This window comes from Acetobacterium sp. (genome assembly GCF_036508315.1).
Lineage (GTDB): Bacteria > Bacillota > Clostridia > Eubacteriales > Eubacteriaceae > Acetobacterium.
In genome coordinates this window covers 41,548-64,135 of sequence record NZ_DATCHP010000062.1, presented here as the reverse complement: position 1 = coordinate 64,135, position 22,588 = coordinate 41,548, and the positions used below count along the sequence as shown (strand labels likewise).

Below are 22,588 nucleotides of genomic sequence, written 5' to 3'. Positions count from 1 at the left end.
TAGGAGTAAACCATGAAAACAGGAAAAGTAGATCGTCCTTTCCTTATCGCTTTGTTAATACTCGCAGGAATTGGGGTCTTAATGGTTTTTAGTGCCAGTATGTATGCTTCTACCATTAATGGCGAAAAAGGGTATGCGCTTTTTTTAAAACAACTACTCTACGTTGTCATAGGAGTTATCCTCATGGCGTATATGAGCAGGGTTGATTACAAAAAATATAAAAAATATTATATCATTGGTATAGCAATATCTATTTTTCTTTTGATCATTGTGCTGATTCCCGGGATTGGGCTTAAGGTCAATGATGCCAGGCGGTGGCTGGATTTTAGGATAACAAACTTCCAGCCATCAGAGCTGGCAAAAGTAGCGGGGATTCTTTATTTTAGCACAATCCTTTCAAAAACCCCGGGAATTATTCGAGAACCCAAGCGTCTTTTTATGTATTGTATACTGCCAATGGGGGTTATCTGCGGTTTGACAGCCATCGAGCCATCATTAAGTGCGGCAATGGCCATTGCCATGGGAATGTGCGGGGTTTTATATTTTGCAGGAATAAAATTCAAAGCTTTTTTACCTTATATCGGCATTGGGGTAATGGCCGTAGCAGGCCTTATGATGGTTGAACCCTGGCGATTGGATCGCTTTAATGTTTTTTTAGGAAAAGGAGGTTATGATTATCAGATAACCCAATCCCTTTTGGCTTTTGGCACCGGTGGTTTTTTTGGCCGGGGTTTAGGAAATGGCAAACAAAAATTCCTGTTCCTGCCGGAATTGCAAAATGATTTTATCTTTGCGAATATTGGTGAAGAGTTTGGTTTTATCGGGTGCGTATTGGTATTGGGATTATTCGCATTTATTATTTGGCGTGGTTTTAAGATTGCCCAAAAAGCCCCGGATACATTCAGCTATCTGTATACCAGCAGTGTTATGCTTTTACTGGCATTTCAGGTATTGGTCAATATTGGGGTTGCATCGGCATTGATTCCGGTAACCGGAATGGCCCTACCTTTTATTAGTGCCGGCGGAACATCCATGGTCGTCCTATTTGCCATGATGGGTCCGATTTTAAATATTTCCCGGAAGGTTGATCTAAGTAAAAGGGCAGAAGTGCGAGGAAGAAAATGAAAATATTGATTGCCGCAGGAGGAACCGGTGGGCATATTTACCCTGGGCTTGCCATTGCTGACAAAATAAAAAAAGAAAACCCTGATGCTGAAATTATTTTCATTGGATCAATGGTTGGTATGGAGAAAAATATTATCCCGGAGACTGGCTATGCCATTGAATATATACGGGTGCGGGGCTTTGAGCGACAGCTGTCCATGGAAACTCTGGCAGCCGTTAAAGGAATCTTCATTGGATTAACGGACTCAAAAAAAGTATTAAACCGACATCACCCGGATCTGGTCATTGGAACCGGCGGATTCACCTCGGGTCCGCTGTTATTAATGGCCAGCCGGCGAAATATACCGACGATGATTCATGAACAAAACGCTTTTCCCGGAAAAACGAATCGCATCCTCGGAAAAAAGGTGAGCCGCATTGCCATTAGTTTTAAAGAGGCTGAATCTTATTTTCCTGATGGAAAAACATTTCTGGCAGGGAATCCGGTGCGATCAGAATATCATGACCTGAACAGACAAACGTGTCGGGAAAATCTGGGCCTTTTAGATTCCCGGAAAATGGTTTTAATTATGGGTGGAAGTCAGGGTGCCGGCTCGATTAATGCCGGTGCATTAGCTCTGATGAAGGCTTTGGGGAATCGAAATGATCGGGTGATTTATCACCTTACCGGGAAAGAACAATACCATGGGGTATTAAAATCCCTGAAAGCCCAAGGAATAGAATCCTTTAAAAACAATCACATTGAGGCTTACAGCAGTGAGGTGTTTCGACTTTTAGGTGCTGCAGATCTTGTGATCAGCCGGGCAGGAGCAATGTCAGTGGCAGAAATTGCCGCTGTTGGGACACCATCCATTTTAGTGCCTTATCCGATGGCAGCCGGGAACCATCAGGAGTTTAATGCCCGGGTCATTACGGATTCTGGTGGTGGGCTTTTAATTGAGGATAAGACATTGACCGGAGAACTCTTATTGGAAACCGTCGAGGCATTATTAACAGATGACATTCGATTACAGAAAATGTCATCCATTACAAAAAAACTGGGAATTTTTGATGCGGTTGATCGTATTTACGATGAAATAGATAAACTCATGGAGCGTCGATGAAAAGATCACGAAGGGGAAACCAGAACGAAAGACGAAAGCAATCCGATATGGCAAGACTGGCGCTGCGGGAACAGCGACGGGCGCAACGAAGAAGGAATAAACAAAAGAGAATGCTTAAGGCTCTAATCATGATTCTGATTGTCCTTGGGATTATTGGCGGTTTAAGCTTTGGAGCTCTGAAGGCCAGTGAGATTGGCCTGTTTAACGTTGCCAAAATTGAAGTGGTCGGAAATGAAATTATCGATGCCCAATCAGTCATTGATGCATCAGGGATTAAGCTGGGTGAAAGTATTTTTCTGGTGGATATGAATAGAGCTAATTATCAAATCAATGGTCTCCTTAGTTTAGATAAACTTGAAATCACAAAGATCATGCCAAATAAAATTTTGATCCGGATGAAAGAATCAACCCCAATTTGTGCCATTGATTTTAATGATAAAATTACCTATATCAGCCGAGATGGAAAACTGATCGATAATGGAGATTATCTGAGAAAAACAGATATTCCAATTGTTTTCGGATGTGAGAGCGTAACCGTTTCTGATATTGGTAAAAAGGTAACCGTAGAACCCTATTGGCGTTTTGATACGGTTATGAACATTTTAAAAAATTTAGAAGATCATGGTTATCTGAATAAAATATCAGAGGTGCGCATGACAGACAATAATACCTATGAGATTGTCACAAAGAATGGAACCATACTCATTGTCTGGGATTATAATAACTTTGTTGAGAATGTAAATTATATTCAGAATACACTGGATCAGAATATGAGTAACATGATTATAAATTTAACAGCAGGAACAAAAGCAGTTATTAAACCAAGGTAAGTGGTTTAACAACTGCATTAACTGAGGTTTCTTTATTATTGCGACATTAATAAGGATAAAGAGGGATTTTTTACTTAATTTATCATGAAAGTTTGATTCAACAGTTGAAAAATTTGCAAATAAAGGTTAATATAAAGAAGTGAAGAATTCTTTCTTTTGATATTTAAGAGGAGAGGTTCTATTCAATTCGAAAAAACAATCAAAAATACTCGAATTCATAGTGGTATTTTAGTAAAAAGAAATACAGATTAATCGAAGATTACAACAATAAAGAGAGAGCTGTTTAGCAAGAGGAGGAAAAAAGTGTTTGAATTAGATGGGAATTACGATAATTTTGCAAAAATCCGTGTTATTGGTATTGGTGGAGGTGGAAATAATGCGATAAACCGCATGATTGAAGCTGGAATGAAGGGTGTTGATTTTATTGCAGTCAATACAGATAAACAGGCCCTTGCTTTAGCTTTAGCAGAAAAAAAGCTGCAAATTGGAGAAAAAATTACCCAGGGGCTTGGCTCAGGGGGAAATCCTGAAATTGGACAAAAAGCTGCCGAAGAAAGCAGAGATGCGGTTGCTGATATTATTAAAGATACCGATCTTTTGTTTCTGACTGCCGGTATGGGTGGCGGAACAGGTTCCGGTGCTGCTCCGATTATTGCTAAAATTGCTAAAGATATGGGAATTTTAACCATTGGCGTTGTGACTAAACCTTTCTCTTTTGAAGGCCGTGTCCGTATGCGTAATGCTCAAATTGCCAGCGAATTTTTACAGGAAAATGTCGATTCACTGGTTACCATTCCAAATGATCGTTTATTAAGAATGGCTGATAAATCAACCTCGTTAAAGGACGCCTTTAAGCTTGCTGATGATGTGCTTCTTCAAGGGGTTAAGAGTATTTCAGATTTAATTTCTATGCCTGGTCTTATCAGTCTTGACTTTGCGGATGTTAAAACCATTATGAAGGATACAGGGCTTGCACATATGGGCGTTGGTATCGGAAGCGGAGAAAATCGTGCCGAAGATGCTGCCAAACAAGCGATTCTCAGTCCTTTACTGGAAACAGAAATCAATGGTGCTACTGGTGTTCTTCTTAATATTACTGCCGGGGAAGATTTATCCCTCTTTGAAGTTGATCGTGCAGCCAGTATTGCCAGAGAAGCCTCTGATCCGGATGCCAATGTTATTTTCGGTGCTACCATCGATGAATCAATGGGTGATGAAATTAAAATTACAATTATTGCAACAGGTTTCCTTTCAGGTGTTGAGAAAGAAAAGAAAGCAGTTATTAAAAAAGTTGTCAAAAGCGCAAGCAGTAACGTTGGTGAATTTTCAATTCCCGACTTTTTAACCCGAGAAGATTAAAAAAGTATGAAATGTCCATTTTGTGCATTTGATGAAAGTCGGGTTGTGGATTCCCGTCCTACCGAGGAAGGTAACATGATCCGCAGACGGCGGGAGTGCTCTCAATGTAATAAACGCTTCACGACCTATGAACGGGTTGAGAATATCCCGCTCATTGTTGTAAAAAAAGGTGGGCAGCGGACATCCTTTGATAAGAACAAAATATTTAATGGAATGATTAAGGCCTGTGAAAAACGGCCTGTTCCAATTGATAATATTAAAAATCTTGTGGATGCTCTTGAAAGAAGTCTGTATCAAAGTGAAATGAAAGAGGTTCCCTCATCCTATATTGGAGAACAGGTAATGGCTGCATTAAAAACATTGGATGAGGTTGCCTATGTTCGGTTTGCTTCGGTTTATCGGCAGTTTAAGGATGTGGCATCTTTTATGGATGAACTGGAACAGCTGATTTCAGAAAAAAAAACTGAGGAGGACATATGAAATTATTCGAAAAAACCATCGGAACAACAGAAATTTTCAATGGACATATTCTAAATCTCCGTGTGGATGATGTTGAATTGCCGGATGGCAGTTTTTCCAAAAGGGAAATTGTCTCCCATAAGGGAGCAGTGGCAGTTTTAGCGATTAAGGACAATCAGGTACTTTTTGTAAATCAATATCGGATTGCCATGCAAAAGGTTTTAACTGAGATTCCGGCCGGATTAATTGATCCCGGTGAGAACCCGGAAGAAACAGCCATAAGGGAATGTCGCGAGGAAATTGGATACAGGCCACTGAATATGTTTAAACTCGGAGTATTTCTTCCAACTCCAGGATATTGCTCAGAAATAATCACTCTATTTTGTGCCACCGAGTTTGCCAATGATCCCAAAAAAAACCCGGATGAATTTTTAAGAACAATGAAAATTCCGTTGCGGACGGTTAAAGCTCTTTATCTTAACGGTCTTTTTACTGATGGGAAAACAGCAGCAGCCTTGGGCTATTACTTTTCGCTTACTTCTATGGGTCTATTATAGAAATATGAATAAATGTTCAATAAAAATAGATGATTTATTTCAATGCTGAGCATTAAAATAAATCATCTATTTTGTATTATTCGTTAAGTCGCGTTAAGGGCATTTAGAATAATAATGAAGTCGAATGATTAATAAAGGAGACAAAAATGAGAAAAAACACTATTTTTTCAGGACATGACACAGTAATTTTAATAAAAAAGATCGGATTACAGGGTGATATAGTTAATGTTTAATTTTACTCCAGAATATTTCTTCAGTCTTTTATTAAGTCTTCCCGGGATTCTGATTGCCATTACCTTTCACGAAATGGCCCATGGATATGCGGCTGAAGCAATGGGCGATCCCACGGCAAAAAATGCCGGGCGGTTAACCCTTAATCCGTTAAAGCATATTGATCCACTGGGCTTTCTTTCCATGGTGCTTTTTCGTATTGGATGGGCAAAGCCGGTGCCGATTAATCCGATGTATTTTAAAGACCGGAAAAAGGGGATCATTATTGTTTCTCTGGCAGGGGTCGTTACAAATTTAATATTGGCATTTATCGGTATGGCAGCTTATTTAGCAGTCGTCCCAATACAAAATCAGATACTGAGCACCATTTTGCAATATCTTTATTTTTACAATATTATATTTGCAGTCTTTAATATTATTCCCATACCACCACTGGATGGTTCACAGGTCCTGATGGCCTTTCTTCCGGAAAAGGCACAACCGTTTTATTACAAATATGAGCGTTTTGGGATGGCTGCTATTTTTATTTTAGCATTCACAGGCATCTTATGGACGATCGTCAGTCCGGCAATAAATGGCATTGAATGGCTGTTCTTAACCTTATTAACACCAGTTTTCAGTCTGTTCTGGTCATAGGCCATGGGGTATGCAGTCAACCTTGAAAGGTTTGAAGGCCCCCTGGATCTTCTCATTCATCTGATTCAGAAGAATAAGATTGACATCTATGATATTCCTATTGCAGAAATTACAAAACAGTATTTATTGCAAATTAAGGATTGGAAAAAGCTGGACATGGATGTAGCCAGTGACTTTATTGTGATGGCGGCCAGGCTTTTAGAGATAAAATCGAGAATGCTATTACCCATAAGTGAAGAGGAAACAGAAGATGAGGAAAGTCTTCAGGCAAGACTTGTAAAGCAGCTGGTTGAGTATAAAATATTTAAGGAGATCAGTACTTATTTTGGTACAAGAGAACAACGTGAGCTTTGTGCTATTTACAGAGATCCGGAATATATTTTTCAAAATGAGGATAACGACCCGATTGTTCTTGATCCAATGGCATTAATGCAAAGCTTCCGAGGTTTATTATTGCTAAAAGAAGAGGAAGCAGAAGCACTGATACCGCCCCATCGGATCGTCAGAGATCTTTTTAATGTTGAAGAGAAAATTCTTGAGATTACCAGAGCGCTCATAGATTGCGGAGAAGCAGGTTTGAGCTTTTCTGAATTGCTTCACCCTGAAATTTCCAGGGAAGAGGTGGTGGTTACTCTTCTCGCCTTGCTTGAAATGGTTAAAACCAGTGGGCTCCGACTTGAACAAAATCGGGTTTTCATTGATTTTCAAATTAAAAGGGAGGGTGACATCCATGAAGTGCAATGATCTTACAGGTATTCTGGAAGGAATTCTCTTTGGTGCCGGTGAAGCGGTTGGGTTAAACGACCTATGCCGATGTCTGGATAAAACCCCATTAGAGATTCGTGCTGCTATGACAATCCTATCACAGGATTACCAGTCCGAAAAAAGGGGGATTCGGTTGACTCAAATCAAAGAGTCCTACCAACTTTCAACAAAACCCGAGTATTACGATTATATTAAGGAAATTACAAAGCATAAACAAAAAACTGGTTTATCCCGGGCAGGATTAGAAACCCTTGCCATTGTCGCTTATCAGCAGCCGGTAACCCGGATTGCCATTGATGAAATTCGTGGCGTCAGCTCAAGCAGTTCGATCCAACGTTTGCTGGATCGTGGGCTTATCTGTGATGGCGGTCGCCTTGAAGCTCCGGGACGACCGATACTGTATAAAACGACTCAGGAATTTTTAAAGTCTGTGGGTTTTACAAATCTTAAGGAAATGCCTGAATATGAGGCTTTTTCCCAGGGAATACAGGAAATGTTTGATTTGAAAACCGATCAGGAAAGCAAAGAAAAACAAGAGGTCTCACCGGTCGTGATGTTTTCAGGCATACTGGAGCAGGCAATTGGTGAAGAAAAGAAACAGGAAGAGGAGAGTCATTGAGAATACAAAAATATATGGCACAATGCGGTGTTGCTTCCCGGAGAAAATCCGAGGAATTGGTTATTGCCGGATTAGTAATGGTTAACGGCGTGGTAGTGACCACCCCGGGCTTTGCCATTGATCCGGAAAAAGATACCATTTCGGTTAATGGGAGGATACTCTCAGAACCGCCAGCTAAGATATACATTATGATCAACAAACCCAAAGGCGTTTTATCTACCTCTCAGGATACCCATGGGCGAGAGCTTGTCATTAATTTGATCCCTGTAAATGAGCGCCTTTACACGGTTGGCCGATTGGATATGGAAACCGAAGGTCTGTTACTTCTGACAAATGATGGCGAGCTTACTTTTCGGTTAACTCACCCGAAACATGAATTTAATAAAACATATGTTGGATTGGTCAGGGGATGTCCTACTGAATCCAGTCTGGAATATTTCCGTCAGGGTATGGATGTTGAAGATTATCACACGGCGACCGCGGCAGTGAAAATACTCGAGAATTATGATGAGGCGACCTTGCTTGAAATGATTATCCATGAAGGTAAAAAACGTCAAATAAGAAAAATGTGTGGTGTGCTGGGACATCCGATACAGGAATTGACCCGGGTAGCCGTAGGTAAATTAACATTGGGAGATTTAGAGCCCGGTGACTGGCGTTATTTGAGAGAAGATGAAATCGAATATTTAAAAGGAGATGAAAAGTCATGGTAAAAATAGGATTCCCAAAAGATTTCGGAAAAATTAAAAATCTTTTTCCGGAAAAGGAAAAAGAACAGGATTTATATATTGCCGCCGAAAACACTGAAACATCAGAGCTTTTTGGAGCGGTTCGTTTTTCATATAAAAAAGAACAAGTCGATATTTTTGAAATGATCATGGTTTATCAGGGTGAGGATTCCATGGCGATTTTTGATGGCATTATCAGAACCCTGCTTTTTAAAATGGCTGATGAAGAATGCACAACCCTGGTTGTTCGTAATGCACAAGGTGAGTGCAAAAAATATTTTGAAGATCACGGGTTTAAAATAGAATCAGGCAACCTGGTCCATCATAGTTTCCCTGGTGAATTTTTCAAGCCATGTTCAGGATGCAGTGGTAAGTAATCCCATAAGGGTTACTTCACTGGCCGGGGAATTCATAAAATCAGTGATAAAACCTGGAGATATTGTGGTCGATGCCACCGCCGGAACCGGTCAGGACACCTTGCTTCTGGCGGAATGTACGGGAGCCAGCGGGTGCGTTTATGCCTTTGACATTCAGGAAGAAGCCCTTAAAATTATACAGGACAAGCTTGTAATTAAAGGGGTAGAGTCCTTTGTAACATTAATCCACCAGGGTCATGAAACCATGAAAGAAGTTTTGGAATCTAAAGGTGTTATGAACAACACCGTTAAGGCCATTGTTTTCAATCTGGGGTATTTACCCGGTGGAGATCACCGTGTTGCAACATCCGGTACTACGACACTGATGGCTTTGGATGGCGCTTTAAAACTATTGGCCCCCCAGGGAATCATAACGGTTTGTCTTTATCCCGGTCATTCAGAAGGGCTACGGGAATCTGAGAAAGTTCTGAACTGGTGTGAGAGCTTAGAAAAACCCTTTGTGGCGCATCATTTTCAGACTTTAAATCGAAAATTACCGCCAACATTAGTCATTATCCAGAGAATGAGGTAAATATGGAAGAAAAAGCCAATGGGAAAAATGAAAATAGGGATATCTTTTCAGCCATAAAACAGCACTATCCTAAATTAAGTAAAAGTCATAAACTGATTGCGAATTATGTACTTAGTCATTATGAACGGGTTTCTGAAATGTCAGCCATTAAGGTGGCGAAAAGCGTTAAAGTAAGTGAAGCAACGGTGGTTCGTTTTTCTGTGACGTTAGGCTATGAAGGGTACCCTGAATTTCGTCGGGCTCTGAAGAATGAAATGAACAGCAAGCTTACCACCATCGAACGCATTAATATGACCCTCAGAAATGAGGAAAAAGAAAAAGCACTTCAGGAAACGGTTCACAATGTATTAAAAAGCGATGCAGCAAATATTAATGCAACCTTTGAAAATTTTGATTATGAGATTTTCAAATCTTCCATTGATTTAATTTTAGAGGCCAGAAAAGTTGTCATTATCGGGTTTCGGACAACCACCCTGTTAACCGAACATTTAGGTTATTATTTAAACCTAATTTTAGATAATGTTCGGGTGGTAAACTATGGGGTTTCAGATATTTATGAGCATTTGATTAAGGTTAATGAAAAAGACGTGGTCATTGCCATCAGCTTTCCACGCTATGCCCAAAAAACATATGAAGCTGTGGAATTCCTGAAAAACAAAGGGGTTAAAATTATTACCATTACCGATAATGAAAATGCCCCGATTAATGCATTTACCGAGTATCGCCTGATTGCTAAAAGTAATGTCTATTCTTTTGTGGATTCTCTGGTAGCACCACTTTCCCTGATTAATGCATTGGTAATTTCTGTGGGGCTTCGCAATATCGGGCAAACCAAGGAAACCTTTAACGAACTTGAAGAAATCTGGCGGGAACATTTTATTTACACAGGCGACGATTTGGAAAATGAATTCATGAAAGAACATAGGGAAAAAAATGAGTAAAATAGCAATAATTGGCGGCGGCCCATCAGGAATGATGGCGGCTGTGGCAGCAGGAAACAATGGACACACCATTGATTTATACGAAAGCAACGAAAAGCTTGGCAAAAAGCTTTATATTACCGGCAAAGGCCGGTGTAATCTAACCAATGCCTGCGATATCGGAGACTATTTTGAGAACATTGTTCACAATCACAGTTTTTTATACAGCGCATTATATTCATTCACCAATGAAAGCCTCATGGCGTTAATGGAAGAAAATGGTGTTCCCCTTAAGGTAGAACGGGGAGAGCGGGTTTTTCCTGTTACGGACAAATCAAACGATGTTATTAAGGGATTTAAAAGTGCTATCAACCAAAAAAAATGTCATTTTCTTTTAAATGAAAAGATCGTCGATCTGGTTGTTGAGGAGAATAGTTTAAAAGGAATTGTTTTAGAAAATGGCGAGTCACGGCTTTACGATGCAGTGATTTTAGCAACCGGAGGAAAAAGCTATCCCTCAACAGGATCAGACGGGAACTTTTTTGAGGTGCTGGAAGGCGTCGGACATCGCATAACTTATCCGACACCAGCCCTGGTGCCCATGAACACCAAAGAAGATTGGCCGCGACAGCTTCAGGGATTGGCACTGAAAAATGTGACATTAACCCTGGTTAAAAAGAATCCAAAAGGTGGTGTAAAGGTGAAATCCCTGATGGGGGAAATGTTATTTACCCATTTTGGTGTTTCAGGACCTTTGGCTTTATCCCTTAGTTCATATATTTCAGCGAGCCCTAAAACCTATTCTCTAATCCTTGATCTGAAACCCGGACTTACCATGGAACAAATGGAAAACAGAATTCAACGGGATTTTGAAAAATACAATAATAAAGACTTTATTAATGCCCTGGGAGATTTACTGCCTTCAAAAATGATTCCCATTATGGTTGAACTATCCGGGATTGATCCAATTCTTAAGGTTAATCAGATCACAAAAATCCAGAGGAAAAAACTGATTGAGTGTTTTAAACACCTTGAAATTAATATTGCCGGTCTCCGTGATTTTACCGAAGCCATTATTACTTCAGGCGGCGTGGATGTCAAGGAAGTGGACCCGGGAACCATGGAATCCAAAAAAATAAATAATCTTTATTTTGCCGGAGAAATGCTGGATGTGGATGCCCTCACCGGAGGCTTCAACATCCAAATTGCAGCCTCCACTGGCTGGCTGGCCGGCAACGCCATAGAATAAGGAGAAAAAGATGCAAATAGCCATTGATGGGCCTGCAGGTGCAGGAAAAAGTACCATTGCAAAAAAAATCGCCGAAGCCTTTGGAATTATCTATCTGGATACCGGGGCAATGTATCGGTGTATTGCCCATAGTATTTTAATGCAGGGGGATAATTTTAATGACATTGAGAAAATTATTAAGCTGACAGAAGAGGCTGTCATAAAGTTTCAGGGAGACCATGTTTTCTGTAATGGAGCAGACGTAACAGAAGCCATTCGTATGCCTCTAGTATCCCTTCATACTTCGGATGTGGCCTGTATTAAAGAGGTCCGGAAGCTGTTGGTTGAACAACAGCAAAAAATTGCACTTGACCAGTCGGTGATCATGGATGGCCGGGATATTGGCTCAGTGGTGTTGCCCCGGGCCGACTATAAATTTTTTCTGGATGCTGATATCACCGAACGTGCTCTACGAAGAAAGAAAGAACTGGATGCCAGAGGCATTGAAAAAAGTTTGGAAAGCATTAAACAGGAAATTGAAAAACGGGATGACAATGATCGAAATCGATGTGAGGGACCTTTAGTTCAGGTGGAGGATGCCATTTTAGTTGATACCACCGGAAAAAGCATTGAAGAAGTTTGTGATGTGATAAAAAATCATATTAGCGGGGTTTAGGTATGATCTATAAAATTTGTCGTGTAATTGTATTTATAATTAACTGTATTATGTTTAAATTTACAATTATAGGGGGAGAAAATATACCAAAGAAGGGAAGTGCACTTATTTGTCCAAACCATGTGAGTAATTATGATCCCTTGGCGGTTGCTTCCATGATCCCGAGGGAAGTTCATTTTATGGCAAAAGCCGAGCTTTTCAATAATCCTTTATTGGGTTGGTTTCTGAAAAAAGTCCATGCTTTTCCAGTGAACCGGAACGAGGTTAGCATTGATACCATTAAGACATCGCTTAAGATACTTAAGAATCAGGAACTTCTGGGTATCTTTCCGGAAGGAAAACGGGTGAAATCTGATGAACGGATCCAACCGGCCAGCGGTTTTGTTGTTTTTGCCATAAAAACAAAATCACCGATTATCCCAATAAGGATTCAAGGGGAATATAAATTCAGATCAAAGATAGAGATTATTATCGGAGAACCTATTTATCTCACTGAACACTACGGAAAAAAAATATCCGAAAAAGAATCAGAAGCCCTGAGCAAGCAAATAATGGACACGATCTATGATTTGAAACAAACGGCTGTGGTTTAAATGGAAGTTATCATAGCAGAAAAAGCGGGTTATTGCTTTGGTATTGAAAATGCCATGAAATTGGTGGCAGACACCCTAAAGGCAAGTCATGAAAAGATATTTACCCTAGGACCCATTAGCCACAATACCCAGGTAACCGAATCTCTTGAGGCCCAGGGTCTCACAATCCTGGCAGATGAGGATGTGGCAGAACTTGAAGGTGGATGCATTATTTTACGCTCCCATGGGGTCGGTAAAAAAATCATCGAGACCATTCAGAAAAAAGGGATTCCAATTATTAATGCGACTTGCCCCTTTGTCCGGGCGGTACAGAAAAAAGTGGAAAGTCATTATGAAGCCGGTTATCAGATTGTAATTATTGGAAATAAAGATCATCCTGAAGTGATTGGAGCCAATGGCTGGTGCAATGATACAGCATTAATAATAAATGATATAAATCAGTTGGAAAATATTGAAATTTATGATAGAATATGTATCGTGGCTCAAACCACTATCATTGAATCTAAATTCAATGAAATTTGTGATGCAATTAAGTCACAAGTTAATGAAGTCGTTATATTTAATACTATTTGCAGTGCTACAACTGAAAGACAAGCAGCAGCAGCAAAAACTGCAAAAGTGGTAGAATATATGATCGTAATTGGTGGATATCACAGTTCTAATACTCAGAAACTGGCTGATATCTGTAAGTCCTATTGCGAAAACACTTGTCACATAGAAACCATCCGGGATTTAGATCTCACTGAAGTAATGAAATATCGAAAGATTGGCATTACCGCAGGGGCATCAACACCGGACTGGATCGTCAAGGAGGTATTGGAAGGTATGGAAGAGCAAAACAAAATTGCTGAGGAAAACGTGGTCGAAGAAGTGGCGACTGATGTACAACCGACTGTTGAAGTAGAAGCAGCCGTTGAAGGTGCACCAACTGTTAAGGTAGAAGAAGTGGTTGCGCCGGTAGAAAAAGCCGTTGCAGTCGAAGAAATAGACGAAGATGATGATGCGAATTTCGATTTTGCAAAATCAATGGAAGAATCTCTTAAGACAATTCGTCGCGGAACCGAAATTGAGGGTGAAGTCATTCACATCGATGAGGATGAAGTTATCCTGAATATCGGATATAAAGCAGACGGTATTATCAAGAAAAATGATTTTACATGGAAAAGCGATGAGGTGTTATCCGAACTTGTTCAGTTAGGTGATAAGATTTGGTGTATTGTTACTGATTTAAATGAAGGTTCAGGAAATGTTAAACTTTCAAAAATCAAATATGATAACCGATTGGTTCAAAAACAGTTAAGTGACGCCTATGATAATAAAACAATCTTAGAAGGTACCATCAAAGATATCTCTGGAAATGGTTTAATCGTCGATATTGGGTTCACTGATATTTACATGCCGGCTTCACAATATCATGTACGTTATGTTAAAGACTTAAATACGCTTCTTGGAGAAAAAGTTAAGGGCATCATCATTGATTATAATCCAAAGAGACGCCGTGCTATTCTTTCTCAAAAAATCCTTCTTGAAAAAGATATGAAGGAAAGAAGAGAACACGTTAAAGAAATGAAGGAAAAACGATTTGAAGAATTAAACATTGATGATGTGGTTAAAGGGGTTGTTAAGACGATCACTAATTTTGGTATTTTCGTAGATCTGGAAGGCATTGATGGTTTTGTCCATCGTTCCGACTTAACCTGGGAAAAAATCAATGAACCAAAAGACATCGTTGAAAAAGGTCAGGAAATTGAAGCAAAAGTTATTGCTAAAAACGAAGAAGACAAGAAAATAAAATTAAGCGTTAAAGCTTTGTTGGATCGTCCATGGGATGATTTTGTTGCAAAAAATAAAGTGGATGATCTTGTTGAAGTTACCATTACCAATATCTTGGATTTTGGTGCTTTTGCACAGGTAATTCCTGGCGTTGAAGGTTTGATTCATGTTTCTGAAATCAGCTATAGCCGAGTAGAATCCGTTGCGGCAGTATTAAAAACCGGGGATGTTTTAACCGTTAAAATCATTGGTATCAACAGTGAAAAGGAAAAAATAAGCCTCAGTAAAAAAGCAACCGAAGAAGCTCCTGCACGACCAGCTCCTACTCAAAGAAGCAGCAGTTCAAGCAACAGTTCAAACAGCAGTTCAAGCAGCAGCTCAAACACTGGAAGCAGAGATCGATCAAGCAGCTATGGCGGTGGCGGTGGAAACCGACGACCACAAGCCAGTAACAGCAACAATAATCGAAATAAAACCGTTTATGAAGAAACAGCCAATGTTACACTTGGTGATTCTTTCGGAGATTTATTCAGCGGTCTTTCCTTCGACGAAGAAGACGAAAAATAAAACCTTTTGTAAAAAGGTTAAAGGACCCACACCTGGAATTAAATTTCCAAGTGTGGTTTTTTTTTATTAATTTTTTAAAATACTATTGATAAATAATAATAAAGTGCTATAATTACATTAAATCCAAGTGGAATACTCGGAAATAATTCGGGGGAGGTTTAATACTTGAGACTTTCCACAAAAGGGCGATACGGTGTCCTTGCTATGGTTGAGTTAGCTCTTCATTATGGACAGGGACCGGTTTCAATTAAAGAAATTTCAGAAAAACAAAAATTTTCGGATTCGTACATGGAACAACTTTTTTCAACATTAAAGAATTCAGGACTGGTAAGGAGCTTAAGAGGTGCCCATGGGGGGTATGTATTAGCTAGAGATCCATCTGACATTACAGTCGGAGATATTATCAGAGCCCTGGAAGGACCCATTGAATTAGCCGAATGTATTAACGAAAACGACAACTATGATTGTGTAAAGTCCCTGGAGTGTCTTACGAAAGGGCTTTGGGAAGATATGAGAGATAGCATTAATGATGTCATTGATCATCGGTCTTTACAGGATTTATTAGATAAGTAAGTCAAAAGAAAGGGATAAATATGAAAAGAATATATTTAGATCACGCAGCAACAACACCCATCGATCCAGTTGTTTTGGAAGCGATGCTTCCCAGCTTAACAGGAAATTATGGAAATCCATCTTCAATCTACGCTGAAGGGCGAGCAGCAAAAAAAAGCATTGAAGCAGCACGCTTACAGATTGCCAAGGCTATCAATGCGGATTTGCGGGAAATTTATTTTACAGCCAGTGGATCAGAAGCCGATAACTGGGCAATTAAAGGCATTGCTATGAAAAACCAGGCCAAAGGCAAACACATTATCAGCACAACCATTGAACATCACGCAGTGTTGCATACCTGTCAATATTTAGAAAAACAGGGTTTTGAAGTTACCTATTTACCAGTGGATGAGTATGGGCTCATTTCACTTGACGATCTTAAAAAAGCGATTCGCAAGGATACCATTCTGGTATCGATTATGTTTGCAAACAATGAAATTGGAACCATTGAACCCATTAAAGCCATAGGAGAAATCGTAAAAGAAAAAGGGATTATTTTCCATACGGATGCCGTTCAGGCTCTGGGGAATATACCGGTTGATGTGAAGGATTTAAACGTTGATCTGCTGTCTCTTTCAGCACATAAAATTTATGGACCAAAGGGGATAGGGGTTCTTTATATAAGAAAAGGCGTTCCCATTGACAACCTTATTCATGGTGGCGCACAGGAACGTAAAAAACGTGCAGGAACAGAAAATACAGCTGAAATTGTTGCATTTGGAAAAGCAGCTGAGTTTGCTACCCAGCATCTTGAAGAAAATGCAGTCCACATGAAGACATTAAGGGAAGTCTTAATTAAAGGGATCATGGAAAAAATTCCTCAGGTTCGACTGAATGGACATCCGGAAATTCGACTTCCGGGAAATGCGAACTTCTGTTTTGATTATATCGAAGGTGAATCCATTTTATTAAGCCTTGATATTATTGGCGTTGCCGGTTCAAGCGGATCAGCTTGTACTTCAGGCTCACTGGAACCATCACATGTACTTCTCGCCATTGGATTACCCGCAGGCGTCGCACATGGTTCACTTCGATTATCCATTGGTAAAAGTACAACCCTGGAAGAGATTAATTATGTTGTAGACAATCTTGCTGAGATTATTGAACGATTAAGAAAAATGTCACCCATCACTGCTGAATGCCCTATTGATGACGCGGTTTTCGATAAACCAGAGCATCATCATCATTAAAAATTAAAGGAGAAACTAAAAAAATGGAATATACAGATATTGTAATGGAAAACTTTACTTGCCCTAAACATGTGGGTGAAATGGAAGATGCTAATGGCGTTGGTCAGGTAGGAAACCCTTCTTGTGGGGACATCATGAAAATTTTCTTAAAAATTGATGAGAACGATATTATTACAGATGCTTCTTTTAAAACCTTTGGTTGCGGTGCCGCCATCGCCAGCAGCAGCGTGGCAACTGATATGATTATTGGAAAAAGCATTGAAGAAGCAAATAATCTGAAAAACGAGGAAGTGGTGGATGCTTTGGGTGGTCTTCCCACTCAGAAGATTCATTGTTCGGTTTTAGCAGCTGAAGCCATTCAGGCAGCTATTCTGGATTACAAAAAAAACAAAAAAAAATAAGACGGATATAAAACGGTGCTTCTATGAAAGTAGAAACAACGTTTTATTTTTTTTACCAGTTTTTTACACGGTAAGGAAAGGCCATTGCCATTCGGGTTCTTTTAGTGTAATATGAAATACAGAATAGAAAAGAAATAAAAAAGGAGTAGTGAATGAAAGCTAACTATTTGCTGAACGTTGAGGTGATCTCAAAAGAAAGCGGGAGACGTTACGGACTTGTCAAAAGCCTGGTGGTAGTGGATCATGTATTGAAATACCTGGTAATCAACCCGGGTAGTTTATTTGCAAAGGCCCAATTCTTTGCGCCGGAGAGTATTGTTGACGTTGATTATAAACAGCTAATCATAATGGACAGCAGTAAAATAATTAAAATCAAGGCAAAAGAGGTTAAAAAATACCTCACAGAAGCGTTTTCATTAATGGATTATCCGGTTGTGGATATTAATGGAAATAAATTCGGACGGATTGTTAATGCAACCATCGATGATAAAACTTATGAAATCTCAGATTATGAAATATCAAGGAGCTTTTTTGATGACCTTGACTATGGATTTGGAGTTGCGGAATCTTCGGAACTTATTTATAAGGATCGGATTCTATCTTATCAAAAAGAAATGTTTGATCCGGATTTTAAATCCCAGGGCGCAGGTATTGCAGGAAAACTATTAGGGGTGAAATAAATGCAAGTATTGCCGGATAAAAAAAGGCATTTAATTATTAATGCTATTGTGATATTGATTATCGGAATTTTGTTTTTAACTATTTGGCCGACACTCATTGGAATGTTTATGCCATTCCTTATGGCCATTATTCTTGCTTATCTGCTTAATCCTCTGGTAGGTTTTTTTGAACGTCGGGGATTTAACCGCGGAATATCCGTACTCATTGTCTTTGTGATTGTGCTGGCGGTAGTGGTCAGTGTTTTTATGAGCTTTGTACCTAGTCTCATTAGCAGTATTTCAGGGATGATCAGCAGTATCCCGAATTTTGTCAGTCAGATGCAACAATACAGCACAGATATAACTAATTATGTGACGCAAATCAGTAATTCTCAGATTTCTAAGTATTTTAATATCGAACAGGCATTAGGCAGTGTTGTTCAGGGATTTGGAGTAGCCCTCCAGGGAATCAGCAATGCCATTATTCAAAATAGTGGCCAATTGATGAACATCATTATTATTCCATTGGTTACCATTTTTTTATTAGTAGACAAGGAATTTTTCATCAGCGGCATCATGTATCTGGTACCCTTGAGATTTAGAAATGATACCTTGAAAATGTGCTGCGATATTGATCTTGTTATTGGCGGTTTCATTAAGGGACAGGGCCTCACTTCTCTGATAGCAGGTATTGCAACTGGCATCGGGGCTTTTGCCCTGGGAATTCCCTACGGCAGTATTATTGGTGTGGTCGCCGGGATCACAACAATGATCCCGTATTTTGGCCCAGTAGTGGGGATGATTGTGATTATCTCTATCGTTTTGTTTACCATTCCTGGCATGATTATTCCAATGATTATTGTCATTACAGTGGTTCAGACGATCTGTGGTAATTTTATCGCTCCAAAACTCATGTCTGGAAATGTTGGGCTGCATCCGGTGTTTATTATCTTCTCAATTTTCTTTTTCGGCGCCTTATTTGGTGGATTAGGGATGATTATGGCGGTTCCTTTATTAGGTACCATTAAGGTTATTGGTGGAAATATTATTTCCGGGTTTGCTTCAAATGAAGTGACTGAATTAAAAAAAGATTGACAGTTTAATCAGAAATCAATATAATCAACCTTGTAGTTAAATATTAAAAAGCTTTGAGAACGATGGCTCTAAAAAAAATTATTCCAGAGAGAAAGACATTGATGGAAGTCTTTTATAATAAATTTAGGGTTGCTCCGTTTGAGCTGCTGTTAAGAAAACCTGGAATCTATTTTCAGAAAGTAATAACAGCCGGGAAACCGTTATTATTAAAGTGAGTAATGGGATTGCCATTGCTAATTTGGGTGGTACCGCGGATTATAACCGTCCCTTGCATTGATTGCAGGGGACTTTTTTTTATTAAAATCATATTTCGATCAATATGATTCTAAAGGATAATGAATGGTGCCGGCAACAGGATAAAATAGTTATCCTCAAAACCATGGTCGCTGCAGTATCTATGCAACCGCCAATTACCAGAGAATCTGGAAAACAATAGAAAGAGGAAAAAAATGAAATCATTAGGATTAAATGAAATAAGAGAAAAATATTTGGAATTTTTTGAATCAAAAGGCCATATGCGTTTAAACAGCTTTCCGCTGGTACCTATTAACGATAAAAGCTTGTTGCTTATCAATTCAGGAATGGCACCCTTAAAACCCTATTTTACCGGGGATGAAATTCCACCTCAAAAACGGGTCACTACCTGTCAAAAATGCATTCGAACCCCGGATATTGAGAATGTTGGAAAAACGGCACGTCATGGTACCTTTTTTGAAATGCTTGGAAATTTTTCGTTCGGGGATTATTTCAAAAAGCAAGCCATTCCCTGGGCATGGGAATTTTGTACTGAAGTCATGGAAATACCGGAAGATAAGATCTGGATCTCCATCTATTTAGATGATGATGAAGCCTTTGATATCTGGCATCAGGATGTTGGAATTCCAATTGAGCGGATTGTGCGTTTAGGGAAGGAGGATAATTTCTGGGAGCATGGCCTGGGACCCTGTGGTCCTTGTTCAGAATTGTATTTTGACCGTGGTGAAGAATATGCCTGTGACAGCCCAACCTGTAGTGTGGGATGTGATTGTGATCGCTATGTGGAATTTTGGAACCTGGTATTCACCCAGTTTAATAAAGATGAAGCAGGGAATTATAATCTGCTGCCAAAGCCCAACATTGATACCGGAATGGGCTTAGAACGTTTGGCTGTTGTCATGCAGGGTGTAGATACTATTTTTGAAATTGATACCGTAGCCCATGTCCTGAATTATATCTGCAAAAAAGCCGGGGTAACCTATGGGAAAGACCCTGAAAATGATGTCTCCATTCGTGTTATAACCGACCATATAAGAAGTGTGACTTTTATGATGGCTGACGGTGTTATGCCTGGGAATGAAGGTCGTGGCTATGTTTTAAGACGACTCCTTCGCCGGGCAGTACGTCATGGTAAATTATTGGGAATCAAAGACCTGTTTTTATTTGACGTCGCCAAGGAAGCCATTCGTGTTTCGGAAAGTGCTTATCCTGAGCTTAAAGAAAAACAGGACTTCATCCAAAAACTCATCCGTATAGAAGAAGAAAATTTCAAAGAAACCATTGATCTGGGCATGGTTATTTTAAATAAAGAAATTGAAAAAATATTGGCAATGAAAGAAAAAATTTTTCCCGGCAGTGTCGCATTTAAACTCTATGACACCTATGGATTCCCATTTGATCTCACCAAAGAGATTATTGAAGAACGGGGACTAACCATTGAAATAGCCGAGTTCGAAAAAGAAATGCAGGCTCAACGAAACCGTGCCCGTCAGGATCGTCGGGACAGTGATTTGGCAGTCTGGGTGGATGATCCTTTTAACCCATTGGGAGCAGACGCAGTCAATAACTTTGTCGGTTATGATAATTTAGCAGTAGAAGGGACCATTCTTGGGCTTTATGTTAATGATGAATTAATGGAAGTAGCAATGCCGGGGGATGAAGTTTTAGTACTTTTGGATCAAACCTCTTTTTATGCTGAAAGCGGTGGTCAAACCGGAGACCATGGTACTATCCTAAAAGAGAATGGCCGCATTGAAATTAATGATTGTAAAAAAGGAAGTCTCGGACGTCACATTCATTCCGGCATGGTAAAATCAGGAACTTTTACAGTCGGAGAAACGGTTGTTACAGAAGTGGATAAGAAGCGAAGAGAAGCAGTACAACGAAACCACACCTCAACGCATTTGCTTCACCGGGCTTTAAAACAGGTTTTAGGAGATCATGTTGAGCAGGCAGGTTCTTTTGTATCGCCAGATCGTTTGCGGTTTGATTTTAACCACTTTCAGGGAATGACCCGAACTGAAAAACGCCAGGTGGAAGAGATTGTCAATGCTGCTGTTTTGGAAGCTTATGACGTTTCAATTTTCGAAACTAACATTGATAATGCCAAAGCCCTGGGGGCAACCGCTCTTTTTGGGGAAAAATATGGTGAAATTGTTCGGATTGTAAAGGTTGGAGATTTCAGCACCGAGCTTTGCGGAGGTTGTCATATTACAAACTCTGCGAATGTGGGGTTATTTAAGATCCTCAGCGAAGGTGGTGTAGCTGCCGGGGTAAGGCGTATTGAAGCCGCTACGGGATTTAATGCTTTAAAGGTGGTTGAAAAAATGGATGACACCCTTATTGATGTATCCAACCTGATGAAGACAAACCCGGAACAGCTCCTGGAGAAGGTCAATGAATTGGCGGAAATCGGGAAACAAAAAGAACGGATCATCGCTGAATTAAAACAGAAATCCGCAGGAAATATGGTAGCGGATATTCAAAGTAAGATGATCATCGTCAATGAAGTGCAAGTGACCATTTCTGAGGTTGAAAACATGCAAATGGATGAACTAAGGAACATCAGTGACCTGCTCAAAGACCAAATGGGTTCAGGGGTGGTTCTATTGGGAAGTGTGCATGATGAGAAAGTTAATTTTATCGCAACTGCAACAAAGGATATTGTGAAACGTGGTTTCCATGCAGGGAAACTTGTTAAGGAAGTGGCGACAGTTGCTGGCGGTGGTGGTGGTGGACGGCCGGATATGGCGCAAGCTGGAGGAAAACACCCGGAAAAATTGGGAGAATCTCTTAAAAGGGGTGAAGCTTGTATTCGGGAACAGTTGCATTAAAAGTTTAAGAAAATTAAAAAATATTTCATTTGACTTGTCTTTTCGTTGGCTTTAGGTTAAAATGATAACAGTTGATTGTGAAGGAGGTCAGATGACAATGGGAGAAAATACGGTGATTGATCCAGGAACTATTATGTTTGAGGTCGACAATGAAAAGTCTCAAAAAATCGATGATGTAATGCGCAATGTTAATAAGGCTTTAGTTGAAAAGGGGTATAACTCTATCAATCAGATTGTAGGTTATGTCATGTCAGGAGATCCGACCTATATCACAAGTCACAGAGAAGCGCGTAATGCCATCCAGAAGATCGAACGAGATGAGCTTTTAGAAGAGCTTGTACGACGTTATTTGAACAGTATTTAGTAGACGTACATAGGACTGTCTCAAAAGAGGCAGTCCTATTTTAATTATAGAGATTAGGTGA

24 protein-coding genes and 1 other annotated feature are annotated in these 22,588 nt (G+C 39.7%); all 24 genes read left to right on the top strand.

All coding sequences use genetic code 11. The features are described from left to right. Nucleotides 1–12: 12 nt before the first annotated feature. The 24 genes from ftsW to VIK44_RS08075 all read left to right on the top strand — a co-directional run bounded on the left by ftsW (nt 13) and on the right by VIK44_RS08075 (nt 22,527). A complete protein-coding gene (gene ftsW / locus VIK44_RS08190) occupies nt 13–1,125 on the top strand; it encodes a putative lipid II flippase FtsW (RefSeq protein ID WP_331553378.1) in 1,113 nt (370 codons plus the stop codon). Further along, nucleotides 1,122–2,228, top strand: a complete 1,107-nt coding sequence (murG, locus tag VIK44_RS08185) for an undecaprenyldiphospho-muramoylpentapeptide beta-N-acetylglucosaminyltransferase (RefSeq protein WP_331553377.1) — start codon at nt 1,122–1,124, stop codon at nt 2,226–2,228. The genes ftsW and murG overlap by 4 nt, the downstream gene beginning before the upstream one ends. Beyond that, nucleotides 2,225–3,058: a cell division protein FtsQ/DivIB gene (locus VIK44_RS08180; RefSeq protein ID WP_331553376.1), complete on the top strand. Its 834-nt coding sequence runs from the start codon at nt 2,225–2,227 to the stop codon at nt 3,056–3,058. Before murG ends, VIK44_RS08180 begins: the two co-directional genes overlap by 4 nt. Before the next feature lie 303 nt (nt 3,059–3,361). Continuing rightward, nucleotides 3,362–4,417, top strand: coding sequence for a cell division protein FtsZ (gene ftsZ / locus VIK44_RS08175; RefSeq protein ID WP_331553374.1), 1,056 nt, complete (start codon nt 3,362–3,364; stop codon nt 4,415–4,417). Between the two features lie 6 nt (nt 4,418–4,423). Beyond that, nucleotides 4,424–4,897, top strand: a complete 474-nt coding sequence (gene nrdR / locus VIK44_RS08170; protein WP_331553373.1) for a transcriptional regulator NrdR — start codon at nt 4,424–4,426, stop codon at nt 4,895–4,897. Further along, nucleotides 4,894–5,433 carry an NUDIX hydrolase gene (locus VIK44_RS08165; RefSeq protein ID WP_331553372.1) on the top strand — a complete coding sequence of 180 codons (540 nt, stop codon included), beginning with the start codon at nt 4,894–4,896 and terminating at the stop codon, nt 5,431–5,433. The genes nrdR and VIK44_RS08165 overlap by 4 nt, the downstream gene beginning before the upstream one ends. A gap of 225 nt (nt 5,434–5,658) precedes the next feature. Beyond that, entirely contained in the window at nt 5,659–6,300 is a 642-nt protein-coding gene (locus VIK44_RS08160; protein ID WP_331553370.1) for a site-2 protease family protein, read from the top strand. 3 nt (nt 6,301–6,303) lie between these two features. After that, nucleotides 6,304–7,044 (top strand): segregation and condensation protein A, encoded by a 741-nt coding sequence (locus VIK44_RS08155; RefSeq protein ID WP_331553369.1) that lies wholly within the window; start codon nt 6,304–6,306, stop codon nt 7,042–7,044. Continuing rightward, complete coding sequence (gene scpB, locus VIK44_RS08150; protein WP_331553368.1) at nt 7,031–7,684, top strand: SMC-Scp complex subunit ScpB; 654 nt, start codon at nt 7,031–7,033, stop codon at nt 7,682–7,684. The genes VIK44_RS08155 and scpB overlap by 14 nt, the downstream gene beginning before the upstream one ends. Continuing rightward, nucleotides 7,681–8,397, top strand: a complete 717-nt coding sequence (locus VIK44_RS08145; RefSeq protein ID WP_331553367.1) for a pseudouridine synthase — start codon at nt 7,681–7,683, stop codon at nt 8,395–8,397. Before scpB ends, VIK44_RS08145 begins: the two co-directional genes overlap by 4 nt. Continuing rightward, complete coding sequence (locus tag VIK44_RS08140) at nt 8,391–8,789, top strand: hypothetical protein (protein ID WP_331553366.1); 399 nt, start codon at nt 8,391–8,393, stop codon at nt 8,787–8,789. The genes VIK44_RS08145 and VIK44_RS08140 overlap by 7 nt, the downstream gene beginning before the upstream one ends. Further along, nucleotides 8,779–9,360, top strand: a complete 582-nt coding sequence (locus VIK44_RS08135) for a tRNA (mnm(5)s(2)U34)-methyltransferase (protein WP_331553365.1) — start codon at nt 8,779–8,781, stop codon at nt 9,358–9,360. The genes VIK44_RS08140 and VIK44_RS08135 overlap by 11 nt, the downstream gene beginning before the upstream one ends. Before the next feature lie 2 nt (nt 9,361–9,362). Beyond that, nucleotides 9,363–10,301 carry a MurR/RpiR family transcriptional regulator gene (locus tag VIK44_RS08130; protein WP_331553364.1) on the top strand — a complete coding sequence of 313 codons (939 nt, stop codon included), beginning with the start codon at nt 9,363–9,365 and terminating at the stop codon, nt 10,299–10,301. Further along, complete coding sequence (locus VIK44_RS08125) at nt 10,294–11,529, top strand: NAD(P)/FAD-dependent oxidoreductase (RefSeq protein WP_331553363.1); 1,236 nt, start codon at nt 10,294–10,296, stop codon at nt 11,527–11,529. The genes VIK44_RS08130 and VIK44_RS08125 overlap by 8 nt, the downstream gene beginning before the upstream one ends. 10 nt (nt 11,530–11,539) lie before the next feature. After that, nucleotides 11,540–12,184 carry a (d)CMP kinase gene (cmk, locus tag VIK44_RS08120; RefSeq protein WP_331553362.1) on the top strand — a complete coding sequence of 215 codons (645 nt, stop codon included), beginning with the start codon at nt 11,540–11,542 and terminating at the stop codon, nt 12,182–12,184. Nucleotides 12,185–12,186: 2 nt separating this feature from the next. Next, a complete protein-coding gene (locus VIK44_RS08115; RefSeq protein ID WP_331553361.1) occupies nt 12,187–12,777 on the top strand; it encodes a lysophospholipid acyltransferase family protein in 591 nt (196 codons plus the stop codon). Next, a complete protein-coding gene (locus VIK44_RS08110) occupies nt 12,778–15,117 on the top strand; it encodes a bifunctional 4-hydroxy-3-methylbut-2-enyl diphosphate reductase/30S ribosomal protein S1 (RefSeq protein WP_331553360.1) in 2,340 nt (779 codons plus the stop codon). Nucleotides 15,118–15,282: 165 nt separating this feature from the next. Further along, on the top strand, nt 15,283–15,690 hold the full coding sequence (locus tag VIK44_RS08105) for an Rrf2 family transcriptional regulator (RefSeq protein WP_331553359.1): 408 nt from the start codon (nt 15,283–15,285) through the stop codon (nt 15,688–15,690). A gap of 20 nt (nt 15,691–15,710) precedes the next feature. Further along, nucleotides 15,711–16,919 carry a cysteine desulfurase NifS gene (gene nifS, locus VIK44_RS08100; RefSeq protein WP_331553358.1) on the top strand — a complete coding sequence of 403 codons (1,209 nt, stop codon included), beginning with the start codon at nt 15,711–15,713 and terminating at the stop codon, nt 16,917–16,919. Nucleotides 16,920–16,942: 23 nt separating this feature from the next. Then, nucleotides 16,943–17,320 (top strand): iron-sulfur cluster assembly scaffold protein, encoded by a 378-nt coding sequence (locus tag VIK44_RS08095; RefSeq protein ID WP_331553356.1) that lies wholly within the window; start codon nt 16,943–16,945, stop codon nt 17,318–17,320. A gap of 152 nt (nt 17,321–17,472) precedes the next feature. After that, nucleotides 17,473–18,000, top strand: coding sequence for a hypothetical protein (locus VIK44_RS08090; RefSeq protein WP_331553354.1), 528 nt, complete (start codon nt 17,473–17,475; stop codon nt 17,998–18,000). Further along, nucleotides 18,001–19,074: an AI-2E family transporter gene (locus tag VIK44_RS08085; RefSeq protein WP_331553353.1), complete on the top strand. Its 1,074-nt coding sequence runs from the start codon at nt 18,001–18,003 to the stop codon at nt 19,072–19,074. It begins immediately after the preceding gene. 44 nt (nt 19,075–19,118) lie between these two features. Beyond that, nucleotides 19,119–19,346: a binding site (T-box leader), on the top strand. Nucleotides 19,347–19,523: 177 nt separating this feature from the next. Next, nucleotides 19,524–22,163, top strand: coding sequence for an alanine--tRNA ligase (alaS, locus tag VIK44_RS08080; protein ID WP_331553351.1), 2,640 nt, complete (start codon nt 19,524–19,526; stop codon nt 22,161–22,163). Nucleotides 22,164–22,260: 97 nt separating this feature from the next. Next, nucleotides 22,261–22,527, top strand: a complete 267-nt coding sequence (locus VIK44_RS08075; RefSeq protein ID WP_414637067.1) for an IreB family regulatory phosphoprotein — start codon at nt 22,261–22,263, stop codon at nt 22,525–22,527. The last annotated feature ends 61 nt before the right edge of the window (nt 22,528–22,588 follow it).